The following is an 11,187-nucleotide window of genomic DNA, read 5'->3' as shown; positions in this document are numbered from 1 at the left end:
GCGTCGACGTCGGGGAAGGTGATTCCGGCGTCCTGGAGGGCGGCGCGGATGACGCGTTCCTGGGCGGGGCCGCTGGGGGCGGTGAGGCCGTTGGAGGCGCCGTCCTGGTTGACGGCCGTGCCGGCCACGACGGCCAGGATGTTGTGGCCGAGGCGGCGGGCGTCGGAGAGGCGTTCGACGACGAGGACGCCGACGCCCTCGGCCCAGGCGGTGCCGTCCGCGTCCGCCGAGAACGACTTGCACCGGCCGTCGGCCGCGAGACCCCGCTGACGCGAGAACTCCACGAAGATGCCCGGCGTCGACATGACCGTCACACCGCCGGCGAGCGCCAGCGAGCACTCGCCCGACCGGACGGCGCGGACGGCGAGGTGGAGGGCGACCAGCGACGAGGAGCACGCGGTGTCGACGGTCAGGGCCGGGCCCTGAAGGCCGAGCGTGTAGGCGACGCGGCCCGAGGCCACGCTGGACGTCGTGCCCGTCAGACCGAACCCGGCGGCACCCGCGCCCGCCTCGCCGAGCCGCGGACCGTACTCCTGGGCCATGACACCGGCGAACACGCCCGTCTGGGTGCCGCGCAGCGAGTCGGGAGCGATCCCGGCCCGCTCCAGGGCCTCCCAGCACACCTCCAGGTAGGCGCGCTGCTGCGGGTCCATCGCCAGCGCCTCGCGCGGCGAGATCCCGAACAGTTCGGCGTCGAACTCCGCCGCGCCTTCGAGGAATCCGCCGTCGCGGACGTAGGTGGTGCCCACGTGCGCGGGGTCGGGGTGGTAGAGGCCGTCGAGGTCCCAGCCCCGGTCGACCGGGAAGCCCGAGATGACGTCGCGCTGTTCGGCGACGACCCGCCACAGCGCCTCGGGCGAGTCCACCCCGCCCGGGAAGCGGCACCCCATGCCGACGATCACGACGGGGTCGTCCTCGTCGGTACGGGCCGCGGGCGCCGGCACGGCCTCCTGCGGCGCGTCCGCGAGCAGGACGGCGAGCGCGGCGGGGCTGGGGTGGTCGTAGACCACGGTGGTGGGAAGCTTGCGTCCGGTGGCGGTGACGAGCCGGTTGCGCAGCTCGACGACCATCGCCGAGTCGATGCCCAGCTCCTTGAACGTCCGCCGGGGTTCGACCTCGGCGACGGAGTCGTAGCCGAGCACGGCGGCCGTGTGCGCCCGCACCAGCTCCAGGGCGGCCGGGCCGGTCAGCGAGCGGTCCGCCCCGGCCTCGGGGGCGTCCGCGGTGTCCTCCGGGAGCACCGCGGGCCGCTGCGCCGGCGCCAGGGCCCGGGCGGCGCGGGGCTGCCCGGTGATCCAGTGGCGGCGGCGCTGGAAGGCGTACGTCGGCAGTTCGGCGCGGGTGGTGCCGGCGGGCAGGACGGCGGACCAGTCCACTTCCGCGCCGTGGCAGAACGCCTCGCCGAACGCGAGCAGCAGCCGTCGTCGTCCGCCCTCCCCGCGGCGCAGGGTGCCGAGGGCGGCGACCGGGAGGTCGGCGGCCTCGGCGGTCTGCTGGACGGCGAGCGCCAGGACGGGGTGCGGGCTCATCTCGATGAACAGCTCGTGTCCGGCGTCGAGGAGGGCCCGCACGACGGGCTCGAACCGCACGGGCTCGCGCAGGTTGCGGTACCAGTAGTCGACGTCCAGCTCGGAGCCGTCGAGGGCGGTGCCGGTCACGGTGGAGTGCAGCGGTACGCTCCCGGCGCGCGGCGCGATCCCGGCCAGTTCGGCCGGCAGCGTGTCGCGCACGGCGTCGACGTGCGGGCTGTGCGAGGCGTAGGCGACCGGGACGCGCCGGGTGCGGACCTCCTCGCCGTACCGCGCGGCCAGGGCGTCCAGGGCGTCCCCGTCACCGGCCACCACGGTCATGCCGGGCGAGTTGACGGCCGCCACGCTCAGACGCGGGAATCCGGCCAGGTCGGCGCGGACCCGATCGGCGGGCAGTCCCACGGTCATCATGCCGCCGCCGCGCCCGGCGAGCGCGCCGAGGGCGGTGCTCCGTACGGCGATCAGCCGGGCGGCGTCGTCCAGGGTGAGGGCGCCGCTGACGGTGGCGGCGGCGATCTCGCCCTGGGAGTGGCCGACGACGGCGGAGGGTTCGACGCCCGCCGCCCGCCACAGCGCGGCGAGTCCGACCATGACGGCCCACAACGCGGGCTGTACGACGTCGTCGCGGTCGAGGGCGGGCGCGCCGGGGCGTTCGCGCAGCACATCGGTCAGCGACCAGTCGCGGTACGGACGCAGCGCGCGCTCGCAGTCCTGGACGACCCGGGCGAACACGGGGGAGCCGTCGAGGAGTTCCGCGGCCATGCCGGCCCACTGCGAACCCTGCCCGGGGAAGACGAACACCGCCTCGCGGACGGACCGGTGGCCGCCGCCCTCGACCGCGGCCTGGGTGCCCCGGGAGCCGGCGACCGCGTCCAGGGCGGTCAGCAGCTCCTCGCGGCCGGAGCCGGTCAGTACGGCGCGGTGGGTGAAGGCGGTGCGATCGTGGGCGAGGGCCCGGGCGACCTCGGCGACGTCGAGGTCCGGACGTTCGGCGAGGTGGTCGCGGAGCCGGGCGGCCTGGGCGCGCAGGGCCTTGTCGCCACGGCCGGAAATCACCCATGCGACGGCATCGGACGCGTCCGACGCCTTTGTCTCCCCCGGCTTGTCCTCGACGGTGGGGAAGGCGTCTTCCCGCCATTCTCCGAGGACCAGGTGGCAGTTCGTACCGCCCATTCCGACCGATGTCACGCCTGCGAAGAGCGGACCGTCGGGATGCGGCCACGGACCGGTTTCGGTGGCGGCGGCGATCCGTAACTCCTCGAAGGGGATCTCCGGATGAGGGGTTTGATAGTTGAGAGTCGGAACCAGTTCCCGCTCTTTCAGGCAGAGAATCGTCTTGACGAGTCCCGCTATGCCTGCGGCACCTTCGAGGTGGCCGATGTTCGTCTTGACGGATCCGAGGAGAAGCGGATTGTCCGGAGTGCGGGAGGAGGCGAATACGGCGCCCAGAGCAGAGGCTTCTACGGGGTCGCCGACCCGGGTGCCCGACCCGTGTATTTCGACGTACTGCGCTTCTTCCAGCGGTATGCCGGAGTTCTCCCAGGCGTCACGTATGACGCGCTCCTGGGCCTTTCCGTCGGGGGTCGGGAGGGTGTCGCTCGCGCCGTCGCTGCCGACGGCCCCGCCGTGCAGCAGGCAGTGGATGCGGTCCCCGTCGGCGAGGGCCCGGCTGAGGAGCTTCAGCACCACCACGCCGCCGCCCTCGCCCCGGACGTAGCCGTTCGCCCGGGCGTCGAGGCTGTGACATCGCCCGTCGGGCGAAAGGCTGCCGAAGGCCGCCAGGGCCCGGGTGCTCTCCGGCGCGAGGATGAGGTTGACGCCGCCGGCCAGCGCCGTCACGGACTCGCCGCGCCGCAGGCTCTCGCAGGCCAGATGCACCGCGACCAGCGAAGACGACTGCGCGCTGTCGACCACCATGCTCGGTCCCTGGAGTCCGAGGACGTAGGAGACCCGGTTGGCGATGATGCTCCGGTGCAAGCCGGTCACCGTGTGCGCGGAGGTGGCTTCGGGGCCGGCCGCGTGGGTGAGGGCCGCGTAGTCGTCGGCGATCGCGCCGACGAAGACGCCGGTGGGGGTGGAGGCGAGCGTGGCCGGGACGATGCGGGCGTCCTCCAGCGCCTCCCAGGCGAGCTCCAGCACGAGGCGCTGCTGCGGGTCCATCGCGGCGGCTTCGCGCGGGGATATGCCGAAGAACTCGGCGTCGAAGGCGTCGACGCCGGGCAGAAAACCGCCAGGGCGTGACGAGCCGTCGTCCAGGACGCCGAGGTGCGCGCGATCCGCGGGCGGCTCCGCTATGGCGTCACGGCCGTTCCTGAGCAGATTCCAGAATTCGGCAGGGTTCGCCCCGCCGGGAAAACGGCACGAAAGTCCGACGACGGCGACGGTCCGGTCGTCGACCTGATCGGACGTCAGGTTCCCCGTGTCGGTTTGTGGTGCTGCCGCCTCAATCTGGGCATGGCGGATCATCGTGTTCTGCTCCCCCCGTGAAGCACGATCAACGGCGTTGCCGACTCGGCGGCCCTGCCCGTCTCAATCTCGTTTCGGACCCTAGCACCGAGGCGGCGCTCCGTAAACCAATGGCCAGAGCGGGGAGTTGGGGAACGGAAATGAATGTGATGGGTAATCAAAGGAAAGCTTTGGGGGCTTCTCGGGGGAGTCGTTTCAGGCCATGCCGATGCACGGTCCACGCCGTGACGACGCGCAGCTCGTGTCATGCCGGCGCACGGCTCGTGCCATGCCGGCGCGCGTCGTGTCGGCGCACGGCCGAAGCCCCCCGGCCCGGTGACTCCGCCTCCGGTGGGAGGGCGGGTGTCGGGCCGGGGCGGGAGGCCTGGAGCCGGGGACCCTACGTGGCCTTCGCCGCGGGGTCGGCCTTGGTGAGCGTGCAGACGCCGTCCACGCACTGGCGCTCCAGCCGACCCCGCGAGATGGTCTGGGCCAGGCCGACCATCCAGCAGGTGGGGCAGCCGCGGAAGGCGATGAGGGCCAGCGGGGCGGCCAGCAGGGTGGCCGGGCCGGCGACGGGCACCATCGCGATCGAGCCGATGATGAGCCCGAAGCCGATGACACCCCGCGCCAGGTGGCGCGGGACGGACTTGCTGGCGAAGTTCGGCGCCGCGGACGGCGCCTCGATCGCGGTCGGTGCGATGACCGGGGACTTCGTGCCCTCGGGGGGCTTCACGATGTTCACGGTGTTCATGGGCGTGATTCTCCTTCGACTGGTCGGTCGATGGCTCGATCTGGTGCCTGGTCGGTCGCTTCCAGCGCGTGACGCAGCGCCGCGCGTGCTCTGTGCAGCCGTGACTTCATCGCGGCGGTGCTCAGACCGAGCGTGCGGGCGACGGTCTTGCCCGGCAGGCCCTGCACATCCCGCATGATCAGGACCTGCCGCTGCTCACGGGGAAGGGCGCTGACCGCGGCCGCGATCCGCTCCACCTCCAGCCGGTACAGCACGGCCTCCTCGGCGGACGGCTCCGCGCACGCCTCCGGCTCGGACGAGGGCTCGTCGCGCATGGCGATGAGCAGCCTCACCTGCCGGAGGCATTCGTTGCGGACGATCCGGAACATCCACGAGGCGAGCGCGCCGGTGGCCCGCAAGGTGCCGATCTTCCGGTAGAGGATGATCAGCGCCTCTTGTGCCGCGTCCTCCGCGTCCTGCGGCGAGGCGCACAGCGATATGGCGAACTTGCGCACATGCGGCTGCGATTCCATGACGACGGTGGTGAGCGACGTGACGTCGCCGTCCTGAGCGGCCTTGATCAGCCGCTCGTCGGGCCAGGGGAAGCGTTGGTTCATGTGCTACTCATACCGGAAGGCGCCGCGCCTGCAGGCGCTGGTCAGGTACGGCTCTTGTTGAAGCGCCGCATCAGGTGCCAGCTGCACGCACCCACGAGCACGACGCCGACCACGATGATGGCAGTCCACATGGTTACTGTTCCCTCCGTTTTCCTCCGGCCCGTTCGGCCGGTACGCACATAAGAGACGGGGAGGTGCCGAGAGGATTCGCGTTCCTCCGAAGTTTTTTTCCGAACCGGTCCGCGCACGCGCCACCGGCCGTCGAGGAGGCCGCCGGCAGCCGCGGGACCTGCGGCGACGGCCGCTCGCCGACGCCGCCGAAGCCCAGGACCAGCCGCACCGGCCCCGTCGGCGGCGACCCGGGTGGCGGAGCCGGCGCGCGGGTCACGAGGTGCCCCTCGGCCCGGAGCCGGGCGCAGCACTCCTGCACGAGACCGCGTGAGAGCCCGAGCGGCCGGGCGAGTTCCCGGGAGGACGGCAGTCGCTCCGCTCGGGGGAGGGACCGGACCGCTCCGGAGGGATGGGACCGGATCTTACTGAGGACCTGCCCGGCCCCCTAGCGTCGTCCGGGTGACCAAGTTATTCGACTCCCAGGCGGAGGGCGCCGGTTCACGGCCCCCTCTGGTGACGCGGCCCCTGCTGCTGCGCTTCGTCTCGATCATCGGCGCCTCGACGAGCTTCTATCTGCTCCTGTCGGTCGTCCCCCTCTACGCCGAGGCCACCGGAGGCGGCCGCGGAAACGCCGCCGGGCTCGCCACGGGCGCGCTGATGCTGGCCACGGTCGGAGGCGAGCTGGCCACTCCCCGGCTCGTCGCCCGCTTCGGCTACCGCCTCGTCCTGGTGGCGGGGCTCCTCCTCCTCGGCGTGCCCGCGTTCGCGCTCACCGCTTCCGGCGGCGCGGTCCGGATCACGGCGGTCTGTCTCCTGCGCGGGATCGGCTTCGCGTTCACGGTCGTCGCGGGCGGCGCCCTGACGGCCTCGCTCATTCCGGCCGAGCGCCGTGGGGAGGGGCTGGCGCTCGTCGGCATCGTGACCGGGGGCCCCTCGCTGGTGGCGCTCCCGCTCGGGGTGTGGCTGGCGGCGCACGTGGGGTACGGGCCGGTGTTCGCCGCCGGGGCCGTGGCCGCGCTGGCCGCCGTCGCCTCGGTGCCGGGCCTGCCGGACCGCGACGCGGGATCGGACCCGCACCGCGCCCCGGACCGGGACGCGGGCCGGGGTCCGCGTGACCCCGACCGTGATCCGGACCGCGACGCGGGCGCGGGCCCGGGCCGCGATCCGGAGCCGGGGCGGCCGATCGGGGTGGTGGCGGGGTTCCGTACGCCCGCCCTGTCACGGCCCGTTCTCGTCTTCTCCGTCACCGCGCTGGCCGCCGGGATCCTCGTCACCTTCCTCCCCCTCGCCGTGCCGTCCGCCTCCGGGGGCGTCGTCGCCACGGCCCTGTTCGCCCAGACCGCGGCGGCGACCGGGGCGCGCTGGGTCGCCGGCCGGCACGGAGACCGGCACGGGCCGGCCGCGCTGCTCGTCCCCGGCCTCGTCGTCGCGGCCGGGGGAACGCTGCTCGTCTCCCTCACCCACAGCCCGGTCGCCGTCGTCATCGGCGTGGCCCTGTTCGGGATCGGCTTCGGCGTCACGCAGAACACCACCCTGACGCTGATGTACGCGCGCGTCCCCGCCTCCGGTTACGGAACGGTCAGCGCCCTGTGGAACTTCGCCTTCGACGCGGGTATGGGGGTCGGGGCCGTCGGCTTCGGGTTCCTCGCGGGCCGGACCGGCTACCCGTGGGCGTTCGCCCTCACCGCCGTCCTGATGCTCACGGCCCTCGCCCCGGCCCGGCGCGACCGCCGGACGGAGGGCCCGCGCGGGGTGTGATCACATGTGCGGCTGTCCGTAGTGCCGGGAGAACTGCTCCAGATAGTCGGGCTCGCCGCCCTGCTTCGCCTCGTCGAACTCGGGGGCCGCCTCGATCTGCTCCTTCGTGCGGTCCACGTACACCTTCTCCTCGGCCGCGTCGATCAGCTCGATCGTCCCGGCCGGGAGCAGCACCCGCCTGCCGAAGATCCAGGTCCCCACGTCGACGACCAGATAGGACGAGCCGACGTCCTCGGAGTGCTTGTCGATCTTCCCGATGGTGCCGTCCGTGGCCTCGACCTTGTAGCCGACGAGGTCGGCGCCCTGCCGGTACCCCGTGCTCGGGCGGTAGTTCCAGATGTCGAACTCACTCATGGCGGCACCTTCCTCCGCCTCCATCCTCCCGTGGCCCCCCGGCGCCCGCACGTCGTCGCCCGCGGCCCGGAGGGGCGGGTCGGTCCCCCGTTCGGCCCCCGCCGCTTGCCGCGGCCGCCCTCGGCCCCAGGCTGAAAGAGTGAGAGCCACCCTGTTCCTGCGAGTCCCCCCACCCCCGCGGGTCCCTCCGTTCCCGGGGATCGCTCCGCTCCGACGGCTCCCCGCCCTCCGACGGCCCCCCGCCCTCCGGCGGGCGTCCTCGCTCCGGCGGGTGCCGATGCTCCTCGGGGCGGTGGCGGTCGTGGCCGCCCTGTCCGCCTGCGGGGCGTCGCAGGCGCGCCGGGACGGGGCGACCGAGGCGGGCCGGTTCTTCGAGGAGTCCCTCGGCTCCGGGAACTTCCGGGTGGCCTGCGAACTGCTCGCTCCCGAGAGTCGTGACCAGCTGGAGGAGGAGGAGAAGAAGCCCTGCGCGCAGGCCCTGGCCTCGCAGGACCTGCCGCGCGGCGGGGGAGTGCGGAGCGTGGACGTGCACGGCAGACAGGCGCTGCTCCGCCTCCACGGCGACACGCTGTTCCTCTCGCAGTTCGACGAGGGGTGGCGGGTCACCGCCGCCGGGTGCGCGCCCGAACCGGGCGACACGCCGTACAGCTGTGTACTGAAGGGGGCATGACGTGAAGTCCCTGTTCGTGGCGTGCGTGGTGACCATCGTGGGCGGCCTCGCCTACTTCACCGTGATCGGGGTGATGCAGCGGTGACGGCGGAGGGATCCCGGGAGCGCGGGTTCTGGCGGTCGAACAGCCTCACCCTCTCCTTCGGGGCGGCCTTCCTGGTCGTCCTGGGCGCCCAGGCGGTCTCCGGGCGCGCGGAGTTCAACGAACAGCTCGCCGTCCAGGGGCTCCAGCAGATCGGTCTCGGCGACTACCTGATGTCCTCGGACTTCGCCGTCGACGTCACCGAGAACTGGCAGTCGGAGTTCCTGCAGTTCTTCCTCTACATCTTCGGCACGGTCTATCTGCTCCAACGCGGCTCGCCGGAGTCCAAGGAGCTGCACAAGGCGGGTACGGAGAGCGAACGGGACCAGCACATGGGTGACCACGCGCGGCCGGACTCGCCCCGCTGGGCGGCCACGAAGGACTGGCGGCAGGCGGTCTACTCGCGGTCGCTCGGGCTCGTCATGGCCGTCTTCTTCCTGCTGTCCTGGCTGGCCCAGTCGGTCTCCGGCGCGGCCGCCTTCAACGAACTGCGGCTGCGGCAGCTCCAGGCCCCCGTCTCCTGGGCCTCCTACCTCGCCTCCGCCGACTTCTGGAACCGGTCCCTGCAGAACTGGCAGTCGGAACTCCTGGCCGTGGCGTCGATGGCCATCCTCTCCGTCTACCTCCGCCAGCGCGGTTCCCCCGAGTCCAAGCCCGTCGGCGCCTCGCACGGGGCCACCGGCGTCGAGGGCTGACGCCGGTGCCGGACGGTCCCGCTGGTCGCCGGCGCGGGGCGGTCCTACCGTGGAGGGATGGTCTCCCGTCCCGCCGGGCGATGGCCCCGGGTCGGGCGGACGCGGAGTGCGATCCGCCGCTTCCGGGCCGGACACCGGTGGGCGCCGGCCAGGGACCTCGGGCTGTGGCAGCGTTCGCTGGGGTTCGCGGCGCTCTCCTTCCTCACGCTGGTGCCGCTCCTGATCGTCGTGTCGGCGGCGGGCGCGGGCGGCGGGAAGGGGTTCGCGCAGTGGCTCGGTGACGGCATCGGGGTCTCGGACGCCGCCAGGGCCGAGATCGAGCGGCTGTTCGCGCTGCCGGGCCAGGTGCGGCGGACCACGACGGCGTTCGGCCTCGCGCTGCTCACCGTCTTCGGAGTCACGTTCGGCACGGCGGTGCAGAGCGGGTACGAGAAGGTCTGGGACCTCCCTCCGGCCCACTGGAGGGCCCGGTGGCGGCACGTGCTGTGGCTCGCCGTGCTCATCGGGGTCCTCCACCTCTTCGCGGTCTTCCCGTTCTGGCAGGACACCCCGGTGAGCGACGCCGTCACGCTGCTGATCGGCACGCTGTTCTTCTGGTGGTCGCAGCGGCTGCTGCTCGACGGACGCGTCCCGTGGGTCGCCCTGCTGCCCGGGGCGGCGTGCACCACGCTCGGACTGCTCGGCCTGAGGGTCTTCTCCCGGCTCGTCTTCTCCCCGCTGATCGCCTCCAGCGCCGTCACGTACGGGCCGTTCGGCGCGTTCCTCGTCATCCAGACCTGGCTCGTCGCGGTGGGCGTCGTCGTGTTCGGCGGCGCGCTCACGGGCCGGCTGGTCGACGAGGAGCTGGCCCGCGTGACGCACGCGCGGAAGCGGCGGTGACGGCGGGACGTCCGTCCCGGGAGCCGTAACTCCCTTGCCCCTGCAGGTGGTTGACTAAAGGTCTGGACCAACTTACGGTCTCCTGGAGCGCGCGCCACGTCCAGGACCACCCCCCACGTCCCCAGGAGCACGCATGCCAGGCCCCCGGATCCCCCGTGTCCTCGGAGCGGGGCTCGCCGCCCTGCTCGCCGCCGCGGCCCTCGCGGGCCCCGCCGCCGCCGGGGACGCGAAGCCCGCCCCCTCCCCGTCGTCCACGGCCGACGACGCGCGGCCCGCCCCCTCCCCGTCCGCCGCCGCGGACACCTGCGCCCTCAAGCCCAAGCCCGCCGGGAAGGTGCTCCAGGGGTACTGGGAGAACTGGGACGGCTCCGCCAACGGCGTCCACCCGCCGTTCGGCTGGGCGCCCATCGACGACCCCCGGTTCGCCGCCCACGGTTACAACGTCCTCAACGCCGCCTTCCCCGTGATCCGCTCGGACGGGACCGTGCTGTGGGAGGACGGCATGGACAGCACCGTCCGCGTCGCCACCCCGGCGGAGATGTGCCGGGCCAAGGCGGCCGGGGCGACGATCCTGCTGTCGATCGGGGGAGCCGCCGCCGGGATCGACCTGAGCTCCCGCGCCGTCGCCGACCGCTTCGTCGAGACCGTCGTGCCCCTCCTGAAGACGTACAACTTCGACGGGATCGACATCGACATCGAGACCGGACTCGTCGGCAGCGGCAGCATCGGCACCCTGTCCCCCTCGCAGACCAACCTGGTGCGCATCATCGACGGGGTCCTGGCCCGGATGCCCGCGGGCTTCGGACTGACGATGGCGCCGGAGACCGCGTACGTCACCGGCGGCAGCGTGGCCTACGGATCGATCTGGGGCGCGTACCTGCCGATCGTCAAGAAGTACGCGGACAACGGCCGCCTGTGGTGGCTGAACATGCAGTACTACAACGGCAGCATGTACGGGTGCTCCGGCGACTCCTACTCCGCCGGCACGGTCACCGGGTTCGTCGCCCAGACCGACTGCCTGAACCGCGGACTCGTCGTCCAGGGCACCACCGTCAAGGTCCCGTACGACAAGCAGGTCCCCGGCCTCCCGGCCCAGCCGGGCGCCGGCGGCGGACACATGGCGCCGTCGGCGGTGGCCCAGGCGTGGAACCACTACGGCGGCTCGCTCAAGGGCCTGATGACCTGGTCGGCCAACTGGGACGGCTCGAAGGGCTGGACCTTCGGCGACAACGTGAAGGCGCTCCAGGGACGCTGACCCGCGCCCACCCCTCGCCCGTTACCCGCTGGTAGGCGATGATGGCGGGAGACCATCCA

At 72.9% G+C, this 11,187-nt stretch carries 9 protein-coding genes; 5 read left to right on the top strand and 4 right to left on the bottom strand.

Annotated features, from left to right (window positions below; all coding sequences use genetic code 11):
* From IE180_RS18505 to IE180_RS18495, 3 genes are all read right to left on the bottom strand, one after another.
* A partial coding sequence (locus tag IE180_RS18505) for a type I polyketide synthase (RefSeq protein WP_190157976.1) occupies positions 1-3,995 on the bottom strand: 3,995 nt, incomplete at its 3' end.
* Positions 3,996-4,374: 379 nt separating this feature from the next.
* Positions 4,375-4,728 (bottom strand): hypothetical protein, encoded by a 354-nt coding sequence (locus IE180_RS18500; protein WP_190157975.1) that lies wholly within the window; start codon positions 4,726-4,728, stop codon positions 4,375-4,377.
* The gene (locus IE180_RS18495; protein WP_190157974.1) at positions 4,725-5,324 is read right to left on the bottom strand and encodes an RNA polymerase sigma factor; all 600 of its coding nucleotides are present in this window, start codon (positions 5,322-5,324) and stop codon (positions 4,725-4,727) included. Before IE180_RS18495 ends, IE180_RS18500 begins: the two co-directional genes overlap by 4 nt.
* A gap of 570 nt (positions 5,325-5,894) precedes the next feature.
* On the opposite strand from IE180_RS18495, the gene IE180_RS18490 reads away from it, so the two are divergent.
* Complete coding sequence (locus tag IE180_RS18490) at positions 5,895-7,193, top strand: MFS transporter (protein WP_229860579.1); 1,299 nt, start codon at positions 5,895-5,897, stop codon at positions 7,191-7,193.
* On the opposite strand, the gene IE180_RS18485 is transcribed toward IE180_RS18490, so the two are convergent.
* Positions 7,194-7,547, bottom strand: a complete 354-nt coding sequence (locus IE180_RS18485) for a PRC-barrel domain-containing protein (protein WP_190157973.1) — start codon at positions 7,545-7,547, stop codon at positions 7,194-7,196. It abuts the gene before it with no gap.
* Positions 7,548-7,824: 277 nt separating this feature from the next.
* Here IE180_RS18485 and IE180_RS18480 point away from each other — a divergent pair, with 277 nt between their 5' ends.
* The 4 genes from IE180_RS18480 (at position 7,825) to IE180_RS18465 (ending at position 11,128) form a co-directional block, all read left to right on the top strand.
* Positions 7,825-8,217, top strand: a complete 393-nt coding sequence (locus IE180_RS18480; protein ID WP_229860592.1) for a hypothetical protein — start codon at positions 7,825-7,827, stop codon at positions 8,215-8,217.
* 81 nt (positions 8,218-8,298) lie between these two features.
* Positions 8,299-8,994: a DUF6766 family protein gene (locus IE180_RS18475; protein ID WP_190157972.1), complete on the top strand. Its 696-nt coding sequence runs from the start codon at positions 8,299-8,301 to the stop codon at positions 8,992-8,994.
* A gap of 57 nt (positions 8,995-9,051) precedes the next feature.
* Positions 9,052-9,873, top strand: a complete 822-nt coding sequence (locus IE180_RS18470) for a YhjD/YihY/BrkB family envelope integrity protein (protein ID WP_190157971.1) — start codon at positions 9,052-9,054, stop codon at positions 9,871-9,873.
* Positions 9,874-10,006: 133 nt separating this feature from the next.
* Entirely contained in the window at positions 10,007-11,128 is a 1,122-nt protein-coding gene (locus IE180_RS18465) for a chitinase (protein ID WP_190157970.1), read from the top strand.
* Positions 11,129-11,187 lie beyond the last annotated feature (59 nt).

It is taken from the genome of Streptomyces litmocidini (genome assembly GCF_014649755.1).
Taxonomy (GTDB): domain Bacteria; phylum Actinomycetota; class Actinomycetes; order Streptomycetales; family Streptomycetaceae; genus Streptomyces; species Streptomyces litmocidini.
Note: the sequence above shows the minus strand (reverse complement) of the source record. Positions and strands in the feature narration are given on the sequence as shown.